This is a genomic window from Ruegeria sp. HKCCSA071, from assembly GCF_017872555.1.
Classification (GTDB): Bacteria; Pseudomonadota; Alphaproteobacteria; order Rhodobacterales; family Rhodobacteraceae; genus Ruegeria.
The window spans coordinates 71,314-97,594 of the sequence record NZ_JAEDOX010000006.1 but is presented as its reverse complement, the minus strand read 5'-3'; the positions used below and the strand labels follow the sequence as shown (position 1 = coordinate 97,594).

Here is a 26,281-nt window from a genome sequence, read left to right as displayed (position 1 = left end):
AATGGCAAATTGAGGCAGGCTAAACCGAGCCCTGAGACAGTTCGTTAAGCAACCAATTCTTGAGAGCCAGCGCCCCTTCCGAGAGCTGATCGTCCGGGCGACCGACAAGATAGAAATTGTCCGGGGCGGGCAGGCTAAACTCCTCTAATGCTACGAGTTTCCCCGATGCGAGCATGGGCTGGACCAGACGTTTCCACCCCAACGCAAGACCCGCGCCTTTACGCGCGACCTGAAGGGCAAGCGCATAGCTGTTCACCCGCGATCCCACAGGAACAACCCCGGAAAACCCGAGGTCATGGAACCAGGATGACCAGGTCGTCCAGGTGCTGTCCTGCGTTTCAAGATGGATCAAACGCCGCTGCACGAGGTCTTCAAGACTGGCCCCTTTAAGGTCCGCGGCCATCTGGGGGCTGCAAACGGGTGTAAGGATATCGCGGTACAGTTTCGTGTGCGTGAGTTGCGCGTTCGCGTCCCGGCCATAGCGGATGAACAAGTCGATATCCGGCCGGTCCGTGAACGCCTTGTCCTGTGCCATCTGGTTCACTTTTACGTGCGGATAATCCTGCCAGAACCGGATGACAGACGGCGACAGCCAAAGTGCGGCGACGGCAGTAGTTGACCCAACGGTTACGTGGTTTTCGGAATCATTGCTGCGAATCTTCTCAAGCACCTTTGAAATCTGGCGGAACGAAGCGCTGAGTGCCTCAAACAGGTCTTGCCCATCCTCGGTCAGTTCCACGCCGCGGTGTTTCCGGACAAAAAGTGCCGCGCCCAGCTCACCTTCCAACGCCTTGATCTGATGACTGACGGCACCTGGCGTCACGGAAAGCTCGCTTGCGGCTTCCTTGAAACTGAGATGCCGTGCGGCGGCTTCAAAGGCCGATAATGTCGTAAGTGGGGGAAGGTTGTAGTGGCGTCGAGACATGGAGGTTTGTTGGCTTTCGAACTCTGGGTGAGCTCAATTCACCCGAATGTTAGAAATTTTGCAATTGAAATCTATCTTTTTTCCTGTTGTTTGCTGAACGACGCAGAATGTACGCCACGTGAGACCGAACAGGACAAGTGATGGATACTCAAGTCGCCCGCCTTGTGCGAAAAACATCGCTCAGCCCCGACACCACTGATTTCTGCTTCGAGATCGAAAGCGGGCGCTTCACCAGCCTCGAGCCCGGGGCGCATGTGGACATCCATCTTGAAGACGGTCTGATACGGCAATACTCGCTGTGGAGCTGGAGTCAGGATGGGCGCCTGATCAACGTGGCCGTAAAACGTGAAGACGAAGGGCGGGGCGGGTCACTGGCGATGCATGACCTGCAAGAGGGCGCGACCGTCGAAATCGGCGGTCCCCGCAACCACTTCAAACTCGAAAGTCATGATCGGCACGTCACTTTGATCGCTGGCGGTATTGGGGCCACACCACTGGTTGCAATGGCACGTGAGCTGCTGAACCGAGGGCAGGATTTTCGTGTCTATTATCTTGTTCGATCAAAAGAATACGCGGCGATGGATGCACAATTCCGGGCACTTGGTCTGGATGAATGGTATCATTTGCATTGTGATAACACAGACGGGGTATTCGATCTGAGATCGGTCATGCAATCGATGCCGATGGGCGCAGACGTTTATACCTGCGGCCCTGAACCGATGTTGAACGCGGTACTGGAAGCTGGTGCCTTGCTGCGCGGCGGCGCGATACACTTTGAACGGTTCGCCGCTGCGTCGGACATTGAGCATGCCCCGAACGCCGATTTCCAGATCAAGATCCAGTCGACCGGAGCGGTCTATCCCGTTGGCAAGGACCAATCCATTCTGGAGGTTTTGCAGGCCAATGGTGTGCAGGTTGATTTCGGCTGCTCGGAAGGGCTTTGCGGAACCTGTATCGTTGATGTCGTATCCGGCGAAGTTGATCATCGCGACGGTATACTCACCCCACAAGAGCAGGAAACGCATGAGTTCCTGTGCACATGCGTTTCGCGGGCAAAGTCCGACATACTGGTTCTGAAACTGTAAATGGAGTTACAATCACGCCCTCCATCTGTTGTCGCTAACATGTTATAAGAGCCATCAAGATGGTCGTTTCGAGTCGCATAAGGGTCGGATTCTCGGGCGAGCAGCCCCAACCTCCGATATAGGTTTTCTCGAATTGAAGGGCGCAACCACTTCTTGCGAAGCTGCAAGCAGGTTCAACGGCAAACTGATAGGTCACTAAGGACAAACAGATTTTGCAGGCGGCAAAAATCCGGGAGGAAAAGAGCGGTAGGAGACGCCACTTGCGCGTATGGACTTGCCGCAAATCTCAGTTGATCTGAACACTACCCACTCACTGTTTGGTGCATTGTGCATGTTTGTTTACGCCGTCCGGCACGCTGCATCCCAAACGGAACTCAAAAGAACAAAAAAACTGCGAACACACGGAGGAAAACCCAACATGTCGATACCCGAACCATTCACAGACGTTGAGATAAAAACGGCGGATGCCGGTTTTTATGAAAACTACAGCGTCCCAATTGCCCTGATCAGCAAGGCCATTATGGTCGCTCTGGTTCTGTGGGCATTGGTATTCCCTGCAAACGCAAACGGAACGCTTGGCAGCCTGAACGGGCGGTTGCTCGAGCTTTTCAACAGCTTCTACATTGTCATTGTCGGGTTGTTCCTTGTTTTTCTGGCCGTTGTCGCCGCTATTCCGTCCACGGGTCGCCGTGTGATGGGAACACCCGGTGAAAAGCCCGAGTTTTCGAACTTCTCTTGGTTCTCCATGATGTTCGGCGCCGGCCTGGGTGTTGGTCTGATGGTTTTTGCAACCGCAGAACCATTAGGGCTGTGGGGTTCGAACCCCGAAGTCGTGTCCGAAGCGGTCGTGGGAAATACCCCCGAAGCACTGCAGTCGGCTTACCGCTATACCTTCTTGCACTACGGATTTCACGCGTGGGCCATCTATGTGGTGACCGGTTTGTCGCTGGCATATTACGCTTATACCCGTGACATGCCTCTCACCATCCGTTCGGCGCTGACGCCCCTGTTTGGCCGCTTCGTCAATGGCTTCTTCGGCCATGTGGTTGACGTACTTGGCGTTGTTGCAACGATCCTTGGTGTTTCTGTCACCATCGGCTATGGTGTCAGCCAGTTCATCGACGGGCTTTTTGCCATCACCGGTATGGAGTGGGTCATGGATCTGGGTGGCGAAGTTCCAACCCCCAGCAAAGTGGGTCTGATCACCGGTCTGGTTGTCATTATGTGCCTGTCGATTATTTCCGCAGTATCGGGCGTTGGTCGTGGTGTTAAATACCTGTCGAACCTGAACCTCGTATTGTCGATCATCCTGTTGGGCACATTTATCGTCTTCGGCTCGTTCGTCTTTGCCATGACCACTTATGGCACAGCAATGGTCGACTACATCCTTCATATCCTGTCGCTCAGCTTTAACGCCTATGGCCCGTTGTCAGTTGAAGCCTTCGCTGCGGCTTTGCCCGCCGAAGCACAAGCCCATGCCAATGATCTGATGGGTGGGGCCACCAATGCGTGGGGCAGCTTTGACGGTTTCAAGAGCGGCTTGGAAGGGGCAGCAGCCGAGTTGGATGAAGCAACCCTGGCAGCCGTTTATGCGGCGGGTGAGCAGGGGCGTCAGTTCGGCTGGCAGTCGGGCTGGACCACGTTCTACTGGGCCTGGTGGATCGCGTTCTCGCCTTTCGTGGGCCTGTTCCTTGCCCGTATTTCGAAAGGGCGCTCTGTCCGCGAGTTCATCGTAGGCTGTGTGCTCGCACCGGCGTTGGTTTGCTTTGCATGGATGACTGTTCTGGGTGGAACTGCGATTGATCTGGAACTGGCAGGCGCTGCAGAAGGTGCAATCATCGGTGCATCGAACACCAACAAGCTGTTCGTGACCCTGTCTTACATGATTGACGGTGGTCTGCTGTCAATGCTGAACGTGATGTGTGTGATCCTGATCATGACATTCCTAGTCACGTCGGCAGACTCGGGCATTCTGGTGATGAATACCATCATGTCGGGCGGCAGCCAGGAGACGGGCATCAAGCACCGCATCATCTGGGGTGTCATCCTGACGGCTGTGATCGGCGCGCTGATCCTCGCAGCGGGCGAAAACAACCCGATGGACGCGCTGCGAAACGCAATGATCATCGGTGCATTGCCCTTTACTGCTGTAATGGGTCTGATGTGTATTGCCCTGGCCAAAGCTTTGTTCCGCGACAGCCAGCGGGACAAACACGCCGCTACTGGTGCACAATCCGCCGAATAAAGCGAAAGCTTAGCTTATGACTTGATCAGGCCGCCCGGAATTGGGTGGCCTTATTTTTTTTGCGCAGAGACTGGCCACAACCCTCAAACAGCGAAAAGGTGCTGGCCAGCCCGACCTTGGCGAAACACTAAAAACCATATCTCAACGAAAAAGCCCCGGCAAAAACCGGGGCTTCAGAGCATCTTGTCGAGAAATGTCTACATGCAGGCTTCAACGGCGCGTTTGGTCATGACCGACACAAGATGCGCCCGGTATTCCTTGCTGCCATGTAAATCAGCGATCATGTTGGCAGGGTTAATCCGAAGGTCCATCAAGGCGTCCGGGCGGAACTCCTTGTTCAGCGCCTGCTCTGCTTCGCTCCAACGGAAGACGCCATCCTCACTTGCCCCGGTCACCGCCACACGCACACCGTCCGTGAAACGGGCCAGATATACCCCAACAAGTGCAAACCGCGACGCTGGCTGCAGAAATTTTTGATAGCTTGCCGCCTGCGGAACCGGAAAGCGGATCGAGGTGATGATCTCTCCTTCATCCAGGGCTGTAGTGAACATACCCTGAAAAAAGTCATCTGCCGCAATTTGACGCGCATTGGTCACCACGGTTGCGCCGGATCCTAGCACGCCCGCCGGATAACAGGCTGCCGGGTCATTGTTCGCAACCGAACCACCGATGGTTCCACGATTGCGCACTGCCGGGTCGCCAATTTGTCCAGCCAATGCCGCCAACGCGGGATAAGACCCCGCAGCGTCGCGAGCAACGGCAACGTGAGGTGTTGCACCCCCAACAGAGACCGAGCCGTCATCATCAACGCAAACACCTTGCATCTCGGCAATGCCGCCCATCGACACCAGTTTGGACGGTGCCGCCAATCGCTGTTTCAATGTCGGGATCAGGGTTTGCCCGCCTCCCAACGCCTGCGCATCCTCTGTTGCCAATGCTGCAACTGCGTCAGCAATGGTCGAGGGCTTCTCAAACTCGAAATTGTACATTTCGTTCTTCCTTTCCGAAAGGCGCTGATCCGCCCTTCATCTGGCTATAAATATCCCGGGGAGCGCGAGGGGCTGGCCCCTCGCACCCCAACCTCTCAACCATGCATCGCCGTCCAAACGCGTGACGGGCTCATCGGCATGTCGATATGATCAACAGCCCTTCCACCCGAGTTCAACGCATCCAGCACCGCGTTGACCACCGCTGGCGGTGAGCCGATCGCTCCGGCCTCGCCGCAACCCTTCACACCAAGCGGATTGTGCGTACAGGGCGTCTGGCTGGAATGATCCACGCCGTAGAACGGGACGTCATCGGCGCGTGGCATCGCATAGTCCATGAACGACGCGCTCAGCAATTGGCCGTTCTCGTCATAGGCACAGTTCTCAAGCAGGGCCTGACCGATGCCCTGACCAATACCGCCATGCACTTGTCCGTCAACGATCATTGGATTGACGATATTGCCAAAGTCATCCGCAGCCGTGAACTTCTCAATCGTGACCTGACCTGTGTCCGGATCAACCTCGACCTCACAGGCATAAGCCCCTGCCGGGAAAGTAAAGTTGGCCGGGTCATAGAACGCGGTTTCCTCCAGTCCCGGTTCAACTTCCAGCGGATAGTTGTGCGGGACATAAGCCGTGAGGGTCACATCCCCCCAAGCTACAGACTTGTCGGTCCCCGCAACGCTGAACTGACCGTCCTTAAGTTCGATATCCGCCTCGGACGCTTCCAGCAAATGGGCTGCGATCTTTTTGGCCTTGTCGATCACCTTTTCGGTGGCCTTGACCATAGCCGAGCCGCAAACCGCCAGCGAGCGTGAGCCGTAGGTGCCCATGCCAAACGGGATCTTCGAGGTATCCCCGTGCACGATCTCGACCATCGACTCGTCGATGCCAATCATGTCCGCCACAACCTGCGGAAAGGCGGTCTCATGCCCCTGCCCGTGGCTGTGTGCGCCGACCATAACACTGATCGAACCAGTGGCGTTCACCCGAACTGTCGCCGCGTCGTAAAGACCTGCACGGGCTCCCAACATGCCGACGATATTCGAAGGCGCGATACCACAAGCCTCGATATAGCAATTGACGCCGAGACCGCGCAGCTTGCCTTTGGCCTCACTCTGCGCGCGTCGTGCGGCAAAGCCCGCAAGATCAGCAGCGGCCTCAAGCTTGTCCATGGTCCCGTTATAATCCCCGGTGTCATAGGTCAGCGCGACTGGCGTGTCATAGGGGAACTGCGTGACAAAATTCTGGCGACGCAGGGCGATCGGATCGACACCTAACTCGCGCGCAGCCTTGTCGATGACACGCTCCAGCTGGAAGGTTGCTTCCGGTCGACCAGCGCCGCGATAGGCGTCCACCGGCACCGTGTTTGTGAACATCGCCTTCACATTCACTTGAATGACCGGGGTCTTATAGTTGCCTGCCATCAGCGTCCCGTGCAGCCATGTCGGAACCGAGCTGGAGAAGGTCGACAGATAGGCGCCCAGATTGGCATAGGTGTTGGTCCGCAGGCCGATGAAGTTGTTATCCGCATCCAGAGCCAGTTCAATCGTGCTGACATGGTCACGACCCTGCGCATCCGACATGAATGCCTCGGACCGGCTGGCTGTCCACTTGACGGGCCGGTTGCAGGCCTTGGCGGCAAAGGTGCAGAATGCTTCTTCCGCATAGTGGAAAATCTTTGTGCCAAAACCACCGCCCACATCCGGGGCCACGACGCGGACTTTGTGTTCCGGCAGACCCAGAACGAACGCGCACATCAACAAGCGGATGACATGCGGGTTCTGCGAAGTGGTATAGAGCGTATATTCATCCGTGCCCCTGCTGTACTCGGCCACAGCCACGCGCGGCTCCATCGGGTTGGCGACCAACCGGTTGTTCACCAGATCCAAAGTGGTGACATGCGCCGCATTGGCAAAGACGTCGTTCACCTTGGCGTCGTCGGCCTCACCCAACTGCCAGTCATAGCAGATATTGTTTTTCAGATCGTCATGAACCAGCGTCGCGCCTTCCTGCGCCGCGGATTTCATGTCGATCACGGCGGGCAGTTCCTCGATATCCAGATCAATAGCCTCGGCCGCGTCACGGGCCTGTTCCAGGCTGTCAGCCACCACGGCAACGATTGGATCACCCACGTGGCGCACCTTGCCCTGTGCCAGAATTGGGTGTGGTGGTTCCTGCATCGGCGCGCCGTGCTTGTCGGTCACTTCCCAGCCACAGGGCATTCCGCCCACGCCTTCAAAGTCTTTGCCGGTGAATACTCTGACCACACCGGGCATACCTTCGGCGGTTGATGTATCTACAGAATTGATCCGACCATGCGCGATGTCGGACCGCAGGAAATATACGTAAGCCTGACCACGTACGTTGATGTCGTCGGTATAGTTGCCTGCTCCGGTCAGAAAGCGGACGTCCTCGCGTCGCTTGGAACTGGCTCCGATGCCACTGTCTTTGGGCATTGCTTGTTCTCCTCCCATAAACGGATGCTGCTGCACCCTTCACTTGTCCCACGGGCGCAACGTTTACGCCCGCAGCGGCATCATTCCGCAGCTATACTGCCGACGTCCTGACCTGAGGCGGCCATGATCGCCTTGACGATATTGTGGTACCCTGTGCAGCGGCACAGGTTGCCTTCCAGGTACTTCCTGATTTCGGCTTCAGATGGGCGTGGGTTGTCTTTCAGCAGCGCAGCGGCGCTCATCACCATACCCGGAGTACAGAACCCGCATTGAAGGCCGTGATGATCCTGAAAGGCTTGCTGAATCACATTCAGCGAACCATCCGCATTTGCCTGACCTTCGATTGTGCCAACGTCAGCGCCGTCAGCTTCGACCGCCAGCATATTGCACGACTTCACGGCCTGGCCGTTCACATGTACAACGCAGGCACCGCACTGGGCCGTATCACAGCCGACATGCGTGCCCGTCAATGACAGTTGCTCGCGCAGAAAGCCGGACAGTAATGTCCGGCCCTCGACTTCGCCGCTGACGGCCTTGCCGTTCACGGTCATGGAAATTTTCATGACTTTCTCCTCCCTGAATTCCAACGGTTCAACCGCCCAATACGCGCTTGAACCAACCTTTTTTTGCTTCGCCGCCTTCACCCTCGGCTGAAGGTTCGGCTTGAACCTGATCCGAGGTTTCCGGATCGGGTGTTTTTTCGGGTTCGACCGCGTTCTGAAAATTTTCAAAGAACCGGTCGGCCATTTTTCTGGCGACGCCATCGATGACCCGGCTGCCCAGCTGGGCCAGCTTGCCACCGACACGTGCGTCGACGATATAGGTCAGCAGTGTACCTTCGGGCACGTCAGACAAACTGACATCGGCCGCACCCTTGGCAAAACCCGCAGCCCCACCCTTACCTTCACCCGAGAGCTTCACGCTTTCAAGCGTTACGATATCAGAAAGGGTAACGGCCCCTTTGAAGGTCGCTTTGACGGGGCCGACTTTCTGCACCACCGTCGCTTCGAATCCGTCATCGACCGAGCCCGTCATTTCCTGACATCCCGGAACGCATTCTTTCAGAACCTCAGCCGACAAAAGCGCGTCCCAGACCTTGGATCGCGGCGCGGCAATGACGCGGCTGTCACTAAGCTCCATTTCTCTTCTCCAGGTGTTTTTTCTTACGCTACGTGGTGTTTTTTGCCCTGCCTATTAGACCTTGGGTGTAGGTGTCGCCGAGCCGATCTTATGTACGACTTTGGGCCAGTAGGCGCAGATTACTTTCGTTGTTAGGATTGGATAAACTGGGGGCAACCTGATTGAAAAAAGGCAATACCAAATGCTTGCAGACTCCGTCGAAAGATCTGGCTTCGAGAAAGTGCTGATCGTCGATGACCACCCCCTGTTTTGCGACGCGCTGTCGATGACCTTGCAAAGCGTGGCGCAGATCGGCGAAATCCATACAGCGGACCGATTGGAAGGCGCGATGGAACTTCTGGCAGGGGGGCTGAAACCGGACGCGGTCATGCTGGACCTCAACCTGCCGGATGTGGAAGGGCTGGACGGCCTTGTCCGTCTGAAGGCTGCTGCGAACGCCCCGGTTATCGTGGTGTCCTCGATGACGGATAATCGCGTTGTCAGTCAGGTGATTCAGGCGGGCGCATCGGGTTATGTACCCAAGCACAGCCAACGCGATGTGTTTCGCCTGGCATTCGAGACAGTGCATTCCGGCAAAGTTTTTGTGCCCGAAGGGTGCGTTCTGTTCAATGTCGAAGAAGATGAACACGCCGAGGCGGTCAATCGGCTTGCGACACTGACAAATCAGCAGGCCCGCATTCTGCAACTGATCTGCGAAGGTAAGCTGAACAAGCAGATTGCCTATGACCTGTCCATTGCGGAACCCACGGTCAAGGCCCATGTCACCGCAATCATGCGGAAACTGGGTGTGCAAAGCCGGACGCAAGCCGTTCTGATTGCAAAGAAAGCTTCATTTGCCAGCGTCTTGCAAGACCACGGCTAAGCGTCATACTCTCACTACATCGTCGCGCTTTAGGGAGGAGGCTCGATGGACCAAGCAGTCGGGTGGGCGACAGCCCGGACCGGTGCGACAGGCATCGTCAAAACGGCTTTCGCGCGTTACGACACCGGGCAGGCGCTTGGGGTGCTCGTACGTCAACTCGGGGCTGAACCGCTTGCGCTGGTGATACTTTTTGTCAGTCCAAACGCGGACGCGGCTGCGGTCATTACCAATGCCGAGCAGGTGTTTGCGCCTACTCCGGTGGTTGGCTGTACCACTGCCGGAGAACTTGCGGATAGCGGTTATTGCGAGGATCAGATCGTCGCGATTGGCCTGCCACAATCCCATTTCGACACGCGTACGGTCCTGGTTTCCGATCTGAACGATTTTGAGGCGGAAAGCATCATCAACGAGATGATCCACAACCGAAACAACATGATGGTCACGGCGCCCGACTGGAGCCATGAATTTACGTTCCTGATGATCGACGGATTGTCCACCAAAGAGGATGCGTTGACCTCTGAGTTGGCCGTCGGTCTGGGGCCGGTGCCGTTGTTCGGCGGATCGGCCGGTGATGGAACCCGGTTCGGGCGTACCTATGTACTGCATCAGGGCAAGGCGCTGAGCAATGCTGCCATTCTGGCTCAGGTTCGTACGCGGTGCCCGATCAAGGTGTTCAAAACCGATCATCTGGTACCAACGAACCGGCGCATGGTGGTGACCAAGGCGGACCCGGCAAAACGCATCGTTCAGGAAATCAACGCCGAGCCCGCCGCCCGCGAATACGCCCGTATCCTTGGCAAGGATCCGGAACAACTGACGACATTCACCTTTGCGGCGCACCCCGTTGTTGTGCAGATTGGCGGACAGCATCACGTCCGCGCCATTCAGCAGGTGGCGGGCAACGGGGACCTCGTTTTTTTCTCGGCCATTGATGAAGGGCTTGTGCTGACGCTGGCCGAACCAAGGGACATGGTCGAGCACCTTGAGGAAGAAATCGGTCTTCTGACCGAGAAACGGCAACCCGACACCATTCTGGGTTGCGACTGCATTCTCCGCCGACTGGAAGCGCAGGAAAAGCAAAAGACGCGCGACATCTCGGACATTCTGGCCCGCAATCACGTTGTCGGATTTTCAACCTACGGAGAGCAGTACAATTCCATCCACGTGAACCAAACTCTGACGGGTGTTGCTATTTATCCACCCGAGAAAGAGTAACGCATGATCGAGCATCTTACAGACCCGTCGGACTCGGTTGACCGCCAGAACGAGAAACTTCGCAAGATCGCTGAAGCGCTGATGCGCCGGGTAGAAGAATCCACCGATGCGTCAGGCGCAGCCTATGCGCAGTTTCAGCGCGCGGCCGTGCTTGAACAAGAGGTCCGCGCCCGGACGAATGATCTGGAACGCGCCCTTGAATTGCTGAACGATTCCAATGCCAGATTGGCACAGGCGAACAAGGACACCGAAGCCGCACGCGCGGACCTGGCCAATGCAATCGAAACGGTGCAAGAGGGGTTTGCCCTTTTCAATCGCGACGAAAAACTGGTGCTGTGTAACAGCCGTTTTGGTCTGCATATGCCCGACATTCAGGAGCGGCTGAGCCCGGGATTGAGCTTTGCCGCATATGTCGAACTGGTCAGCCGATCAGGGTTTCTGTCCCTGCCTGAAACAATGACCCCGACAGACTGGGCCAAAAGCCGTCTGGATCGGCACACGGACGATCATGTGGTGTTCAACGTCCGGCTTGTTGGCAATCGGTGGTCGCAAGTATCCGAACACCGCACGCCGGATGGCGGCACTGTTATTCTGCAAACCGATGTGACCGATATCATGCGGATCGAACGGCAGGAGCGTGACCGGATACTGGATGACAAGGCCAGGCTGATCCGCGCAACGCTGGAACATATCGAACAGGGCGTTTGTATTTTTGACAACAAACACCGTCTGATCGGGTGGAACAACCGCGCCAGCGAGTTGCTGGCCATTCCGATCGCGCAGTTTCAGATGGGGACCCGGTTTGAATCGCTGTCCAACCGCCTCAGCGCGAACATCAAGTTTCAGAAGGGAATAACGGAAGCCGATCTGCTGGATTGGGTGACGCGGCAAACCTATCGCCGTCCTCTGCAATTTCAGATGCACCGTGGAAGGTCGAAAATACTTTCTGTGTTTGCTCAGGAAATGCCCGACAGGGGTTTTGTGATATCTTTCACCGATGTTACCGCAGAACGAAAGTCCGCTCAGGCCTTATACGAAGCCAAAGAGCTGTTGGAACAACGCGTAACATCACGCACGATGGAACTGGCTGACGCTTTGAACGAGGCCGAGCGTGCAAACGCGTCCAAGTCGCGATTTGTGGCAGCGGCCAGCCACGACCTGTTACAACCTCTTTCCGCGGCAAAGCTTTATGTTGCATCGCTGGGCAGCGGCCTGGACAAAGACGACGCAAGGACCGTTGCAGGCAAGGCTGAAAGTGCGCTGAACAGCGTTGAACACATTCTGGAAGCGCTGCTGGATATCTCGAAGCTGGATTCAGGACGGGCCACCGCGCATTTGTCCACCATATCAGTGAGTGCGCTGTTTTCTCAGATGGAAGACGCATTTCGCCCGGTTGCGCAGGCAAAAGGGCTTGAACTGTCATTTGTTGACACAAACGCGCGTGTGACCAGCGACGCCAGCTATTTGCGTCGGATTTTGCAGAACCTGCTGTCGAACGCGATCAGGTATACCGAGACCGGAAAAGTTCTGGTCGGTGTGCGGCGTCGTGAAGGCGCAATTGCCCTGCAGGTCTGGGATACGGGCATCGGAATCGCGTCAGACCAAAGAGACCTCGTTTTTCAGGAATTTCAGCGCCTGCATTCTGATGCCAGTGCCGCAGAAGGTATGGGATTGGGCCTTGCAATCGTAGAGCGCGCCTGTGGGCTGTTGCAACATCCAATCCAGCTGTATTCCGAAGTAGGCAAAGGAACTGGATTCTCGGTCGAAGTACCGTTGGCACAGGAAGAGCAGACTGCATGCGGCAGTGCCCCTGCGGCCCACGATCCGGGCTACAACATACTTGGTAACACGGTCGTATTGTTGATTGAGAATGATGAAAATCTTCGTAGCGCACTGACCATGACCGTCGAATCCTGGGGGGTCGAGGTTTTGGAGAGCGAAAGCGAAGACGAAGCAATCAATCTACTTCGCGAAATTGACATTCTGCCCGACGCAATAGTTGCCGATTTTCAGTTGAATCACGACAGAACCGGTATCGACGCTATACATGCCCTGACGAACGAGTTTGGGCCTCTGCCCGGCTGCATTATTTCGGCGAACCGATCACCTGAACTGGCCGAGCGTTGCAAGCACGCCAATCTGCCTTTGCTCTACAAACCGCTAGATGCGCAACTTCTGCGCTCAACGCTGGAATCGTCGATTGCACGCCGCGACTGAGCGGCATCAATCCGCGACCGGTTCAGATTGAACCAAGGGTCTTCCCCTTGCCGAAACAGCTGGTTAAGAAGTTCTTCCAGCGTCGTTTCAGGAGGCACCATTGGACCGTATCGCCCGCACCATCGCTACCGAGATTAATGCACGTCCCGAGCAGGTCGGTGCCGCGATCAAGCTACTGGACGACGGAGCAACCGTGCCATTTGTCGCCCGGTATCGGAAAGAAGCAACCGGAGGATTGGACGACACCCAGTTGCGCCTGCTGTCCGAGCGGCTGACCTATCTGCGCGAGCTTGAAGCGCGGCGCGAAACCATCCTGAACTCGATCAAAGATCAGGGCAAACTGACGGAAGATCTGAACAAATCCATAGCGCGTGCGGAAACCAAAGCGCAGTTGGAAGACATATATCTGCCTTACAAGCCAAAACGGCGCACCAAGGCGATGATTGCGCGCGAAAATGGGCTGGAACCTTTGGTTGATGCTATTCTGACGGACCGCAACTGCGATCCTGAAACGCTAGCCGCGGCGTACCTCACCGAGGTGGTAGCAACGACCCGGGATGCTTTGAACGGCGCGCGGGACATTTTGACCGAGCGGTTGACAGAAAACGCCGCACTGCTGGGCGAATTGCGCAGCTTCATGCAGCGCGAGGCTTTGCTCAGCGCAAAGGTCATCGAAGGCAAGGAAAAGGACGGCGCCAAGTTCAGTGACTACTTTGACCACGCCGAATTGTGGGCGGACGTGCCTTCACATCGGGCTTTGGCAATGCTGCGGGCATCCAAAGAGGGTGTCGTCACACTGGATATCGCGCCTGAACCGGAATTTGGTGCCGCGCGGGCCGAGACGATTGTCGCCGCTCATCTACAGACACGCGGCACTGGGCCGGCAGACGCGTGGTTGCGCAAAGTCGCGGGCTGGACATGGCGGGTAAAGCTTTCGCTGTCCATGATGGTCGAACTGATGGCTGACCTGCGCAGCCGGGCGCAGGACGAAGCCATTCAGGTCTTCTCGCGAAATCTCAAGGACCTGCTTTTTGCCGCACCGGCAGGTGCCAAGGCGACCTTGGGTCTGGATCCGGGCATTCGTACGGGCGTAAAGGCTGCTGTCGTTGATGCGACCGGCAAGGTTGTAGCCACTGATACCTTGTATCCGTTTCAGCCGAAGAATGATTTGCATGGCGCACAGGCCAGTATCCTCAATCTGATATCTGCTCATCAGATCGAACTGGTCGCAATCGGGAACGGGACGGCCAGCCGCGAAACCGAAAGATTGGTTGCAGACACTCTTGCGCTACTACCCAAGACGGTGAAAGCACCGACAAAAGTGGTGGTGTCCGAAGCTGGGGCCTCGGTATATTCCGCATCTGAACTGGCTGCGCGCGAGTTTCCGGATCTGGATGTCTCGCTACGCGGCGCGGTCTCGATTGCGCGGCGATTGCAGGACCCTTTGGCCGAGCTTGTCAAAATCGAACCAAAATCCATTGGTGTCGGCCAGTATCAGCATGATGTGGATCAGCATCGCCTGTCACAATCGCTGGATTCCGCGATCGAGGATGTGGTGAATGCTGTCGGGGTTGATCTGAACACAGCATCCGCGCCATTGCTGTCACGCGTGTCAGGACTGGGTCCGGCGCAGGCCGAAGCGATTGTCACCCACCGTGACCTGAACGGGCCCTTCCTTTCGCGGAAGGATTTGCTGTCCGTCGCCCGCCTTGGACCGCGCGCGTTCGAGCAATGCGCCGGTTTCCTGCGCATCAGGGAAGGTTCCGAGCCTTTAGATGCGTCTTCAGTGCACCCCGAAGCCTACGACATTGCGCGCCGGGTCGTTGCCGCCTGCGGTCGCGACATCCGAAACATCATGGGCCATGATGGCGCGTTAAAGGGGTTGCGAGCGGAACAATTTGTAACTCAGGATTTCGGCTTGCCGACCGTTCGTGACATCTTTGCCGAACTTGAAAAACCCGGACGCGACCCCCGGCCCAGTTTCGTCACCGCATCTTTCACCGATGGCATTGAAGACATCACCGATCTGAAACCCGGAATGGTTTTGGAAGGCACAGTCACCAACGTCGCCGCCTTCGGCGCTTTTGTGGATATCGGTGTGCATCAGGATGGGCTTGTTCATGTCAGCCAGCTGGCAGACCGGTTTGTCAAAGATCCGCATGACGTGGTTAAGACCGGGCAGGTGGTTAAAGTACGTGTCGTCGATGTTGATGTCCCGCGAAAGCGCATTGGGTTGACCATGCGAAAACAAGGGGGTGGAGGAAACCGTCGCGGGGGATGAAGTGCACTGTGCTCTGGAAACCGTGTTTTGACAGCGTCAGCTTAGTGCCTTGCACGTGCTCCAATCCATGATTACGACTAGGTTGGCAGGAATGAAGGTGATGTTGGCGCCCCAGAAAAAAATTGGGCTGAACGATCTTTTCTTCCATGGAGATTTGCAAAGACCGGGGTTTGTAGCGGTTGGCTGGCGCGTAGTCTTGGGTAATGTCTTAAACTCAACCTTGTACCAGAGCGGATCAGTAAACCTTAGGAACTTAACCTTTTCGCAAACCAGAGGGTATGCATGACACATGTCGTGACACTGAATGCCGGATCGTCTTCGATGAAGTTCGGCCTGTTCGAACTGACAGAAGACGATCCAGTCATGGTGTGCACCGGTGTGGTCGAACGGATCGGTGAGCCTGAGCCAATCGTCAAGGCGCGGTCATCTGGTGGTGGAGTTCTGGCGAATGGCACTGCAGGCGATATTCACGACCACGCTGCTGCCCTGGACTGGGTACTGAATCTGTTGTCACGGGCCTTCCCCAGTTGCGAGGTCACCGCGGTTGGGCATCGTATTGTTCATGGCGGACCCGAGATCGATACGCCTTTGCCGTTGACTGCCGCTGCTTTGGAGGAGTTGGACAAGCTCTCTCCGTATGCACCTCTGCACCAACCGCATAACCTGGCTGGCGTCAAGGCAGCTATGGAACGCTTTCCAAATGCCGCCCAGATTGCCTGTTTCGACACGGCCTTTCATCGCAACCACCCCTGGGAGAACGACGTATTCGCCCTGCCGCGCGAGTATTACGACAAAGGCGTCCGGCGCTATGGTTTTCACGGGCTTAGTTATGAGTACATTTCGGACCATTTGGCCAAAACCGCGCCGCTTTTGCACGCGGGGCGGGTTGTGGTTGCGCATTTGGGTAACGGGGCGTCGATGTGTGCCATGATCGGGGGCCGGTCCGTCGGTTCGACCATGGGGTTTTCGTCGTTGGACGGGCTGCCGATGGGATCCCGTTGCGGTCAGCTTGATCCCGGTGTTTTGTTGTATCTTATGGATCAGGAAGGGTTGAGCGCCTCTGAGATTTCCGACCTTCTGTTTCGCAAATCAGGTTTGCTGGGTCTGTCCGGACTTTCAAGCGACATGCGCACTCTTGAAAAAGCAGATACCCGCGAAAGTCGACAGGCCATCAGCTATTTCACGTTCCGCATCCGCCGCGAACTTGGGGCAATGGCAGCAATACTGGGCGGTATTGACGCACTGATCTTCACAGGTGGTATCGGAGAAAACTCGCGCCTTGTGCGCGACAGGGTATGTTCCGGAATGGGGTGGTTGGGGATTGAACTGGATCCCGATGCCAACGCGGACAATGATAGGATCATCTCGACAGACCTGTCCCGAGTGGTCGCCATGGTTATTCCGACAAATGAAGAGTTGGTTATTGCCCGTGCGGCCGCCGATCAGTTGGCAAATCGATCCCATCGGAAAACCGCTTAGCTAGGCTGGTACGTCCAGCGATATGAGGGCGGGGTCGGTCCTTTGTTGCGACCACCTTGCTGCATCTGCTCCCATGCATGTGCCAGAATACCCACTGATCGGGACAGGCAGAAAAGGCCGCGCGCCAATGGTGGCGCAAACCCAAGCTCGGCATAAATAACTGCGGTTGCGCCATCGATGTTCATCGGGACAGGTTTGCCCTTATGCCGCGCAAGTTCTGCCTCGATCTGCTGCGCAATGCGCATGAATTGCCCATCGCAAGCACCGGTTTTCACCGCTTCGGCGACCAAGTCCATCAGGCACGGCGCACGGGGGTCTGTAGGCGTGTGAAACCTGTGCCCAAAACCCGGAAGTATCTTTCCGTGGCTTTCGATCCACGCATCGATTGCCTGCTCCAAAGCACCAGGGTAGTGGCCCACAAAATGGTAGAGTTCCACGGCCTGCTCGCCGGCCCCTCCATGAATGTCGCCCAACATGTTCACCGCGCTTGCCATCGCGTTGTTGAGGGGCAGGCCACATGTAACCGCCATGCGCGCGGTCGCAATCGATGGGGCCTGAGGACCGTGGTCGACTGCCGCGACCAGCGCGGCTTCGAACAATTTGGCCTGCGCTTTTGATGGGCGGTCTCCACGTACCATAAACCAGATCATTTCCGCGAAACCAAGACGTCCGATCAGGTTTTGAATCGGCTCTCCGCGCAGGTCTATCCGGCCAGGTTCCATATCGATGATGGATGTTGCCCACCAATCTGCCACATCGCTCATATGATCCCCTCTCTGCTTAGCGCGTCGATTTCCGCGTCGGTCAATCCGATTTCGGACCACACCGCTTTGTTGTCGGCCCCAAGCTTTGGTGGTGCGATTTGCGGCATTCGCCGGATGCCATCCATTACGACGGGACTGCCTGCAAGCTGCATCTGTTCGCCGTGAACCTGTAAAGAGCCAATCAGACCGCGATCGGAAAGTTGCGGGTCTGCAAGGGCTTCGGGCACGGTCAAAACTTGTCCGGCTGGTACTCCCAATGCATTTAGTGCAATCACCCATTCGGACGCAGCCTTCGTTCTTAGGGTTCGTTCCAGTTCTGAGCGTAAGGCGTGGCGGTTTCTTTTGCGGTCTTCACGCGTTGCGTAGTCGGGGTTGTTCAGCAGGTCATCCCGCCCCAGATAGCGGGCAAGTGCCTGCCATTGCTCGTCCCGATTGGCCGCGATGTTGATCGGGCTGTCCAGCGTGGCAAACGTACCTGAGGGGGCCGAGGTTGTGTTCTCATTCCCATGCGCTCCGGGCGTTACCCCACCCACCAGATAATTTGATACAACCCAGCCCATTGTCGAAATAACGGCTTCGGACATCGCAACATCCAGATAGGTGCCGCGTGGGTTGGCGTTCAATGCCGCCGAGACTGCAAAGGCAGCCGTCATCCCCCCGACCGTGTCCGCCAACGGATAGCCGACACGATACGGTGCCGTGTCGGGGGCGCCGGTGATTGACATCACGCCGCTGATACCCTGCACAATCTGGTCGTAAGCCGGATCATCGCGCCGGGGGCCATCCTGCCCGAACCCGCTGATGGCGCAATAGATCAGGTTGGGATTGACGTTGCGCAGAACTTCATAACCAAGACCAAGACGATCCATTACTCCGGGCCGGAAGTTTTCCACCAGAACATCAGCGGACTGGACAAGGCGTTTCAGCAGCGCCTTGCCCTTTTCCGATTTCATGTCCAGCGTGGCAGACTTTTTCCCGGCATTCTGCGCCAGAAAACTGATCCCCATCCCCGCCTTGTTTCTGGCGGGATCAGCACCCAGAACACGAGCAAGGTCGCCACCATCAGGGCGTTCGACCTTGATCACGTCGGCACCCATCAATGCCAGTTGGTAACAGCAATACGGACCCGCGAGGACATTGGTCAGATCGAGAACCCGTATTCCCGCCAGCGGGTCAGTCACCTTCGGCAACCCCTTCCGACCTGGCCTGTGCACGGCGCGCGCGGTAGCTGGGTAGGAGCACCAGAAGCGCCGCGATAACCAGCAAACCCAGCGTCATCGGGCGCTCCCATATAAAGGCGATGCCATCGTACAGCTGCATGGACCGCGAGAAGTTATCTTCCATCATGCCGCCGAGGATGAAACCGATCAGCAGTGGTGCCAATGGGTAATCAGCGAATTTCAACGCCGTTGCGCATACCCCAAAACCCACCAGTATCAGCAGTTCGGTTGCATTGTTCTGCCCGATATAGGCCCCCATCAGAGTAAAGAACAAAATAAAGGGGATCAGATAGTTGCGCGGCACCGAGAGTACTTTGGCAATGTAGGGAATCAGCGGCAGATTCAGGATCAGAAGCACCAGGTTGCCAATGAACATGGACATGATGACCGCCCAAAAGATCTGTGGGTCGTCCAGCATAAGGCGTGGGCCCGGTGTCACATTCAGAGCAATCAATGCCCCAAGCAGGATTGCCGTCGTTCCCGATCCGGGAATGCCCAGGGTTAGCAGCGGCACGAACGAGCCTGTACAGGCGGCGTTGTTCGCCGTTTCAGGCGCGGCCAGCCCTTTGATCGACCCTTTGCCGAATTCGTCCTGCTCGGCTTTTGGGGCGATGTTACGCTCGACCGCGTAGCCCAGAAAGCTGGCAATCGTTGCGCCCGCACCCGGCAGAACGCCGATGAAAAACCCCTGTATAGACTGGCGGCCAATCACTGGTGCAATGGATTTGGCTTCCTCCCTGCTTATGCGCAGGTCCTTGATTTCGCCTTCTTCCCCCTTAAGGTCCTTGGGTTTGAGGACAAGAAACAGCGCCTCGGGTAATGCGAACATGGCCATTGCAAGTGTGATAAAGCCAAAGCCCGACTGCAAATCCATGATGCCCATGGTGAAACGAGGCAAATTGAACAGTGCGCCTTCACCGACGGTGGCCATAATCAATCCAAGGATTGTCATTATGATAGCCTTGGCAACCTGGCCTGTTCCCGCAAAGGCGGCAATGGCCGACAAGCCGACAACCATCAGCGCGAAATACTCGGCTGAATGGAAAAGCAACGCAACAGAGGACAGGGCAGGGGCGAAGATCATCAAAAGCAATGCGCCTAACGTTCCGCCTGCAAAACTCGCGATTGCTGCAATGGTCAGGGCCTTGCCCGCTTTGCCCTGACGCGCCATCGGGTAGCCGTCAAAGCTGGAGGCGACGGTACCCGCGACCCCCGGCGCATTCAGCAGAATAGAAGAGGTCGAACCACCAAAAATTGCGCCATAATACACGCCGGCCAGCAGGATCAGTGCAGCGGACGGGTCGCCCATGGAAATTGCGACCGGGATCATGATGGCGATAATCGACATCGGGCCCAGACCCGGAAGCATTCCGATGAATGTGCCAATCAGACAGCCCGCCACGACCATCAGCAGATTTTGCAGTGAGAATGCCGTTTGCAGGCCAATCAGAAGTCCTTCAAGCATGTCAGCCTCCGAAAATGCCGGGCAAAGGGCGCATGTAGATGCCAAGGACTTCCTGAACCAGATACCAGACCGTACCGGTGGCGATCAGGGCGACGGGCAGCATGATATGCCATTTTCGTTCACCCAAGATAAAAGACCCAAAGATCAGGAAGGCCGAAGTTGAGATCAGGAACCCTACGGGGCGCAGGCACAACGCGTAGACGACCATCAGAACTAGTAACATGATCGCCTGATCAAGATGGTAATCGCCCAACCGCTGGTAATCGATTTCAGGTTCGCTGGGTTCAGCCTTTTCAAAGCCCAGCAGAATGATCGTGGCAGTGATGATCCCCAAAATTGACAGCACTTTGGGGAAAGTGCTTGGCCATATGGGGTTTCTTTGCATGAAAGGGGGCAGGCTACTGTCCATCGTGAACCAAGCGGCGTAGCCATATGTTAAACAAACACCCAGAAGAATGAGCGCGATCCAGCGATCCAGCGCCATGGGACCCCCTCCTTTTTTAGTCGTCAGGGTTGGCAGAGCGGGTTACCGCTCTGCCCAAGTTGGATTCAGAGGAAGCCCAGCTTCTTCATCAGATCACCAATCTGTTGTTCTTGCTGCTCAAGAAATGACCGGAAATCATCGCCCGAGTTGTGGATGTTCACCCAACCGTTGCGTGCACGAACCTCTTCCCATTCAGGGGTCTCGTACATCTTTGCAAGCGCGGCCTGGTAAGCTGCAAGCTTGTCCTCGGGCAGACCCGGGGCCGCAAAGAAGCCACGCCAGTTCACAAATGTGGTGTCGATGCCCTGTTCTTTCATGGTCATCGCGTCTGGGGCGGCGTCAACACGATCTGCCGATGTGACGCCAATGATCTTGACTTCACCTGCGTTGGCCAGATCGACGGCTTCCGAAAAACCGGTGGACAGCGCTGCAATCTCGCCGGACAGAAGGGCAGCCATGGCTTTGCCACCCGCATCATACGGAATGTATTTCACGCCAAGCGCATCCTTCCCAGCCGCTTCCATCACCATGGCTGCAACCAGGTGGTCCATGCCACCGGGGACCGAGCCGCCGCCGATGGCTGTGTTGCCCGGGTCAGCGTCGAAGGCAGCCAGCAGATCACTCATAGAGTTGATGGGGCTGTCTTTACCGACGACAATGGCTGCGTAATCACCGATCGTACCCGACACCAGTGTCAGGTCGCGGAAGTTATGAGGAAACACCCCAGTCAACGAACGGATCACAATTGGCGTGGAGTTCACCATCAGTGTCCCGTGGTTGCTGTCGGCGTTTTCAATCAGATAGCCGATGGCTTTGCCGCCACCACCGCCTGACATGTTTTCATAAGATGCGGTGCCCACAAGGCCGGCGTTCGTCAGCGCTTCGCCGGTGCCGCGAGCGGTACCGTCCCAACCACCACCGGCACCGCCGGGGATCAGAAAGTGGATGCTGTCCACTACCTGTTCTTCAGCCAGAACAGGTCCTGCAAGACCGACTGCAGCAACAGCTGCGATCAGGGCGCGACGGCCCAGTGCGAAAGTTGTCATGATGTCCTCCCATTTGACAACGGGCCGCATGGCGGCTCAGATTGGGAAAAACTTAAACACACCAACCTGACATCAACCTGTCATGCACGAGAATAGTGTTAAGACCCGATGAAATTTCTACTTGTCGAAGACAATCTTGACCTCGCAAACGCGATCGGTTCCCGCATGAGGTTGGACGGCCATGTGGTTGATCACGCTTCAAAACTGGACGATGCGACAGCCTTTGTTGAATCGCAGGAATACGATCTGATCCTGCTGGATATCATGCTGCCGGACGGGGACGGTCGCGATTTCCTCAAGCGGCATCGCGCGAGCCATTTGGACACGCCGGTGATCGTTTTGACGGCCCGCAGTCAGGTTTCGGATCGAATCGGCTCGCTTGATCTGGGTGCTGACGATTATGTCACCAAGCCGTTTGATCATGCCGAGCTTGAAGCGCGCTGCCGCGCAGTTCTGCGTCGCAAATCCGGGAATACGAAGACAACGATAGAAGTCGGTGGCATCGTATTCGATCCCCTGGCGGGCCATCTTACCGTGGGTGACGAGACCGTGTCGCTGCGGAATCGTGAACTGCGCCTGCTGGAATTGTTCATCAGCGCACCTGGTCAGGTTTTTTCGAAACAAAAACTAACCGACCGGCTTTTTTCTTATGATGATGATGTCTCTGATAACGCGATCGAAGTTTATGTGGGCCGCCTGCGCAAGCATCTGGAACCCTCGAACCTGAAGATCACCACGTTGCGTGGGCTGGGATACAGACTTGACCATGCCTCCTGATCCCAATGTGTCAGGATCGCTGAGGAACAGGCTGGTTCTGACACTGATCGGTGGCGCGGCCATACTTGCGTTCCTGCTGTTTGTCGCAGTGCGAAACTATGCTGCGCAGGTCGCGCAACAGGGGCAGGACAACATACTTGGCGCATCAGTGGCATCTATCCTCGATGCGGCCGCTTTGCGGGAAGGGGTGTTGGAGGTCGACATCCCATATGCCGCCTTCGCGATGCTAAGCACCCCTGCGGATGACCGGATCTTCTATTCAATCTTTCAGGACGGGTCTTTTCTGTCCGGATACGAGGATTTTCCTCCGACCGTTGGACAGCGTGACGGCAAGTCGCTTTTTAGATTCAGTCAGATCCGGGGTGAAACTATACGTCAGGTCAGCGCCAGCCGAACATTGGTGGGATTGGATAAACAAACCGAGCTCGTGGTCGCGCTGGGGCAAACACAAGACGCGTTGGCCGAAACTCTGGACCAGATTTCGCGCAATGCGGCTATTCTGGGTGTAGGGTTCTTTGCCCTTGCTGCCGCTCTTTCCTTTTGGGCGACGTCCTCGACCATCGGGCAGCTGAAAAGATTGACAACCTCTGTCACCCGCCGTGGGCCGCAGGATCTGAGCCCGTTCAAAAAGCCGGTACCCCGCGAAATGGCCCCTTTGGTTGCTTCACTGAACTCATTGATGGGTCGGCTTGATCAGTCACTCAGCCAGTCAGAAGACTTTATTGCCGAGGCGGCACACCGTGTTCGCACCCCTCTTGCTACGGTCAGGTCATATGCTGACGCCACTTTGCAAAGGGTTGAAAAAGAAGAAAACCGCGAGGCGCTGCGTTCGATGGTGCGCGCCATTGATGAAAGCTCTCGTGCAGCCGGACAGCTGTTGGATCATGCGATGATCACGTTCCGGGCTGACCACCTTGAGCGGGAAGACATTGACCTGAACGCTTTGGTCAGTGACCTTGTGCAGCGCCTGACACCAATTGCCGAGATGAAGGACTTGTCGTTGTCGCTTTGTGGCGACCCACAGGTTATGTATTCTGGTGACCCCATCCTCATTCAAAACGCCGTGCGCAACATGATCGACAATGCACTGAAATATGCTCCGGCTGACAGTTCTGTTCGCATCGAAGTCACTTCAGAACCTCGGGTTCAAATCCGGGTAAAAGACCGTGGCCCGGGGTTCCCCTCAAACGAAATTGACACTCTCACGCGCCGTTTTGAACGGGGTAAGAACGCAAGCGGCACCATCGGGTCCGGTCTGGGCCTGACCATCGTTCAGGACGTTGCAACAGCGCATGGTGGAGCGCTTGACTTGTCCAACAGGCAGGGAGGCGGCGCATGCGTTACATTATCGCTTTAGTCTTCCTTTGGTTTCCCGCTATTACACAGGCGCAAGTCTGGGAGGATCGGCAAGTATTCAACGCCGAAGCAGACGAAGCTCATATTCGGGTCATCTCAAGCACGGATACGTTTTTGTTTGAGCCTATGATTTCCAGCTTTATCAAGGAAAACCCTGACATTTCTGTCGAGTATTTGGTGACGGGTACTGCCGACATCGATCGGATCGTGCGCACCGCACCCGAAGATTTCGATATTGTCATTTCCAGCGCCATGGACCTGCAACTGAAACTGGCCAATGACGGATATGGACGCGTGATAGATGACATATCTCTGCCGTCCTGGGCACAGTGGCATCGCAGTCTTTTCGCCTTCACGTTCGAGCCCGCGACCATCGTGATTAACCGTGCCGCCTTTTCCGGTGCGCCTATTCCAGAGACCCGACAGCAACTGATTGAAGCTCTTCGAATGCGACCGGACAGTTTTCGGGGCCGGGTGGGAACTTATGACATCCGTCAGTCCGGTCTAGGGTATCTGTTTGCGACGCAGGATGCCCGTGCGTCAGAAACGTTCTGGCGTCTGATGGAAGTCATGGGCGGGTTGGATGTGCGCCTTTACTGCTGTTCCGGCGACATGATTGATGATCTTGTCAAAGGTGAGATCGCCGTCGCCTATAATGTTCTTGGCAGCTATGCGGACGCGCGCACCGGGCACAAGGATACACTTGAGGTTATCCTGCCGTCGGATTTTCAGACAACCATGATGCGCACGGCGATGGTGCTTGAAGGTACACCCGTACCTGAATTTGCCGCGTCTTTTGTGCGTCACCTTGTATCCAGTCAATCCAGCCGGGCAGGCGGCAGCCACACCCTCCCGCCTTTGGCACCTTTTGAAACGGACGAAGAACGTGAAACGATCGGGCTGGATCCAGCGCTGATGACGTTTTTGGACAGATTAAAACGCCGCCGTTTTCTGGCCGAATGGGAAAGCGCAGTTATCCAGAGATAGCCTTGCCGTTATTCCCTAAAGGCACGGTTGAAGTAATCTGCCATCGGCTTGACAAGATAGGACAACGGGGTGCGTTCATCGGTTTTGATCAGTGTCTCAACAGGCATACCCGGCAAAAGCTCCTGACCGTTGAGACGGTCCAGCTCGCCATCATTCATAACCACTTCGGCGCGGTAGAATGTAAAGCCTGATTTTTCATCCGTGAATGTATCGGCTGATACGTTTTTGACCTGCCCGTCCAATTCAGGCGTTTCACGCTGATTGAAGGCTGGAAACCGCAGGGCAACAGGTTGACCCACATGCAACTGATCTACATGGATCGCGTCAACGCGCGCGGCGACAAGCAACGGCGTATCCTGTGGAACAACATACATCATGGGTTCACCCGGCTGAACGACCGATTGAAGGGCAAAAACCTGACTTCCATATACTGTTCCGCTGACCGGTGCGCGGATGTCCAAACGTGTCAGCCGCTCGGTCAGGGACAGTCGGCGTTCCGACAGTTCAGCAATTTGTGCCTGAACGTCCCGCAACGTGGTAATTGCCTCTTCGCGGCGGGTTGCAGTCAGTTCAACGATCTGGATCTCGGTTGAAGCGATCTGCCCTTTGAGGCGGGCGACTGCGGCTTCCAGTCGGCCTATTTCACCTGTCAGGCTGGCTTCTTCCCGTTGTAGGGCCAGCACACGACTGGTTTGCGTCAATCCACGTTTCAGCAGGTTTTGCTGGTCTTCCAACTCATCCTCGATCAATTCAACCTGACGGCGCAGCGATACGAGTTGGGCCTGCGTGCCTTCAATCTCACTCTCGATCTGAACCAACTGCTTGTTCAGCTGTTCCTGCTGTTTGGATAGGGTTTCCACCCGGGCGTTGAACAGGTTTTGCTGACCTTCGATCAGGTCCAGATCGATGTTGTATTCCGTCTGAACCTCGTGCAACCGCGTGGACAGCTCATCCGGCGAAAGCCCGTCGCGTTCGGCCTGAAGACGGACACGGCGTGTCAGCAGCTCAAAAAGCTGCGCTTCCACGATCGTCTGCTCGGACGATAAGAAGGTATCATCCAGCCGTAACAGCATCTCGCCCGAGGCGACCACATCACCATCGCGAACAAAGATCTCTCCAACAACGCCACCATCAGGATGTTCGACCACCTGACGGTTGCTTTGCACTTCGATCACGCCTGAGGACACGATGGCACCGGCGAGGCGCGTCTTAACTGCCCAAAGACCCAATCCGCCAACCAGAATGGCAAGCGCGGCGAATCCCACCAGGGCAGGAATTCTCATACTCC

At 56.3% G+C, this 26,281-nt stretch carries 21 protein-coding genes; 10 read left to right on the top strand and 11 right to left on the bottom strand.

Annotated elements, in window-relative coordinates; all coding sequences use genetic code 11:
* Nucleotides 1–19 precede the first annotated feature (19 nt).
* Nucleotides 20–925 (bottom strand): LysR substrate-binding domain-containing protein, encoded by a 906-nt coding sequence (locus I9188_RS13375; protein WP_209507068.1) that lies wholly within the window; start codon nucleotides 923–925, stop codon nucleotides 20–22.
* Nucleotides 926–1,065: 140 nt separating this feature from the next.
* On the opposite strand from I9188_RS13375, the gene I9188_RS13370 reads away from it, so the two are divergent.
* Together I9188_RS13370 and I9188_RS13365 are read left to right on the top strand one after the other, a co-directional pair.
* Nucleotides 1,066–2,010, top strand: a complete 945-nt coding sequence (locus I9188_RS13370) for a PDR/VanB family oxidoreductase (RefSeq protein ID WP_209507069.1) — start codon at nucleotides 1,066–1,068, stop codon at nucleotides 2,008–2,010.
* Between the two features lie 418 nt (nucleotides 2,011–2,428).
* Nucleotides 2,429–4,255, top strand: coding sequence for a BCCT family transporter (locus tag I9188_RS13365; RefSeq protein ID WP_209507070.1), 1,827 nt, complete (start codon nucleotides 2,429–2,431; stop codon nucleotides 4,253–4,255).
* A gap of 197 nt (nucleotides 4,256–4,452) precedes the next feature.
* Here I9188_RS13365 and I9188_RS13360 read toward each other — a convergent pair whose 3' ends face one another.
* The 4 genes from I9188_RS13360 to I9188_RS13345 form a co-directional block, all read right to left on the bottom strand.
* Nucleotides 4,453–5,244, bottom strand: a complete 792-nt coding sequence (locus tag I9188_RS13360) for a xanthine dehydrogenase family protein subunit M (protein WP_209507071.1) — start codon at nucleotides 5,242–5,244, stop codon at nucleotides 4,453–4,455.
* 95 nt (nucleotides 5,245–5,339) lie between these two features.
* Entirely contained in the window at nucleotides 5,340–7,700 is a 2,361-nt protein-coding gene (locus tag I9188_RS13355; RefSeq protein ID WP_209507072.1) for a xanthine dehydrogenase family protein molybdopterin-binding subunit, read from the bottom strand.
* 80 nt (nucleotides 7,701–7,780) lie between these two features.
* On the bottom strand, nucleotides 7,781–8,263 hold the full coding sequence (locus tag I9188_RS13350; RefSeq protein ID WP_209507073.1) for a (2Fe-2S)-binding protein: 483 nt from the start codon (nucleotides 8,261–8,263) through the stop codon (nucleotides 7,781–7,783).
* A 28-nt stretch (nucleotides 8,264–8,291) separates the two neighbouring features.
* Nucleotides 8,292–8,840 carry a carbon monoxide dehydrogenase subunit G gene (locus tag I9188_RS13345; protein ID WP_209507074.1) on the bottom strand — a complete coding sequence of 183 codons (549 nt, stop codon included), beginning with the start codon at nucleotides 8,838–8,840 and terminating at the stop codon, nucleotides 8,292–8,294.
* 181 nt (nucleotides 8,841–9,021) lie between these two features.
* On the opposite strand from I9188_RS13345, the gene I9188_RS13340 reads away from it, so the two are divergent.
* The 5 genes from I9188_RS13340 (at nucleotide 9,022) to I9188_RS13320 (ending at nucleotide 16,894) form a co-directional block, all read left to right on the top strand.
* A complete protein-coding gene (locus tag I9188_RS13340) occupies nucleotides 9,022–9,702 on the top strand; it encodes a response regulator transcription factor (protein WP_209507075.1) in 681 nt (226 codons plus the stop codon).
* 45 nt (nucleotides 9,703–9,747) lie between these two features.
* A complete protein-coding gene (locus I9188_RS13335; RefSeq protein WP_209507076.1) occupies nucleotides 9,748–10,917 on the top strand; it encodes an FIST N-terminal domain-containing protein in 1,170 nt (389 codons plus the stop codon).
* Between the two features lie 3 nt (nucleotides 10,918–10,920).
* Nucleotides 10,921–13,134, top strand: coding sequence for a PAS-domain containing protein (locus tag I9188_RS13330; RefSeq protein WP_209507077.1), 2,214 nt, complete (start codon nucleotides 10,921–10,923; stop codon nucleotides 13,132–13,134).
* A gap of 100 nt (nucleotides 13,135–13,234) precedes the next feature.
* On the top strand, nucleotides 13,235–15,415 hold the full coding sequence (locus tag I9188_RS13325) for a Tex family protein (protein ID WP_209507078.1): 2,181 nt from the start codon (nucleotides 13,235–13,237) through the stop codon (nucleotides 15,413–15,415).
* A gap of 282 nt (nucleotides 15,416–15,697) precedes the next feature.
* The gene (locus I9188_RS13320) at nucleotides 15,698–16,894 is read left to right on the top strand and encodes an acetate/propionate family kinase (protein ID WP_209507079.1); all 1,197 of its coding nucleotides are present in this window, start codon (nucleotides 15,698–15,700) and stop codon (nucleotides 16,892–16,894) included.
* Here I9188_RS13320 and I9188_RS13315 read toward each other — a convergent pair.
* The 5 genes from I9188_RS13315 to I9188_RS13300 all read right to left on the bottom strand — a co-directional run bounded on the left by I9188_RS13315 (nucleotide 16,891) and on the right by I9188_RS13300 (nucleotide 21,873).
* Entirely contained in the window at nucleotides 16,891–17,658 is a 768-nt protein-coding gene (locus I9188_RS13315; protein WP_245220633.1) for a citryl-CoA lyase, read from the bottom strand. The two genes, I9188_RS13320 and I9188_RS13315, sit on opposite strands and share 4 nt — an antisense overlap.
* Nucleotides 17,655–18,839, bottom strand: a complete 1,185-nt coding sequence (locus I9188_RS20240) for a CaiB/BaiF CoA-transferase family protein (protein WP_348540340.1) — start codon at nucleotides 18,837–18,839, stop codon at nucleotides 17,655–17,657. Before I9188_RS20240 ends, I9188_RS13315 begins: the two co-directional genes overlap by 4 nt.
* Nucleotides 18,832–20,343, bottom strand: coding sequence for a tripartite tricarboxylate transporter permease (locus I9188_RS13310; protein ID WP_209507081.1), 1,512 nt, complete (start codon nucleotides 20,341–20,343; stop codon nucleotides 18,832–18,834). The genes I9188_RS20240 and I9188_RS13310 overlap by 8 nt, the downstream gene beginning before the upstream one ends.
* Nucleotide 20,344: 1 nt before the next feature.
* On the bottom strand, nucleotides 20,345–20,827 hold the full coding sequence (locus I9188_RS13305; protein ID WP_209507082.1) for a tripartite tricarboxylate transporter TctB family protein: 483 nt from the start codon (nucleotides 20,825–20,827) through the stop codon (nucleotides 20,345–20,347).
* Nucleotides 20,828–20,892: 65 nt separating this feature from the next.
* Complete coding sequence (locus I9188_RS13300; RefSeq protein WP_209507083.1) at nucleotides 20,893–21,873, bottom strand: tripartite tricarboxylate transporter substrate-binding protein; 981 nt, start codon at nucleotides 21,871–21,873, stop codon at nucleotides 20,893–20,895.
* 108 nt (nucleotides 21,874–21,981) lie between these two features.
* On the opposite strand from I9188_RS13300, the gene I9188_RS13295 reads away from it, so the two are divergent.
* The 3 genes from I9188_RS13295 to I9188_RS13285 are packed head-to-tail and all read left to right on the top strand — an operon-like array spanning nucleotide 21,982 to nucleotide 24,993.
* On the top strand, nucleotides 21,982–22,650 hold the full coding sequence (locus I9188_RS13295) for a response regulator transcription factor (protein WP_209507084.1): 669 nt from the start codon (nucleotides 21,982–21,984) through the stop codon (nucleotides 22,648–22,650).
* Entirely contained in the window at nucleotides 22,640–24,007 is a 1,368-nt protein-coding gene (locus I9188_RS13290) for a sensor histidine kinase (protein ID WP_209507144.1), read from the top strand. The genes I9188_RS13295 and I9188_RS13290 overlap by 11 nt, the downstream gene beginning before the upstream one ends.
* Complete coding sequence (locus I9188_RS13285) at nucleotides 23,986–24,993, top strand: ABC transporter substrate-binding protein (protein ID WP_209507085.1); 1,008 nt, start codon at nucleotides 23,986–23,988, stop codon at nucleotides 24,991–24,993. Before I9188_RS13290 ends, I9188_RS13285 begins: the two co-directional genes overlap by 22 nt.
* Nucleotides 24,994–25,001: 8 nt before the next feature.
* Here I9188_RS13285 and I9188_RS13280 read toward each other — a convergent pair whose 3' ends face one another.
* A complete protein-coding gene (locus tag I9188_RS13280; protein ID WP_245220634.1) occupies nucleotides 25,002–26,276 on the bottom strand; it encodes an HlyD family type I secretion periplasmic adaptor subunit in 1,275 nt (424 codons plus the stop codon).
* Nucleotides 26,277–26,281: the final 5 nt, after the last annotated feature.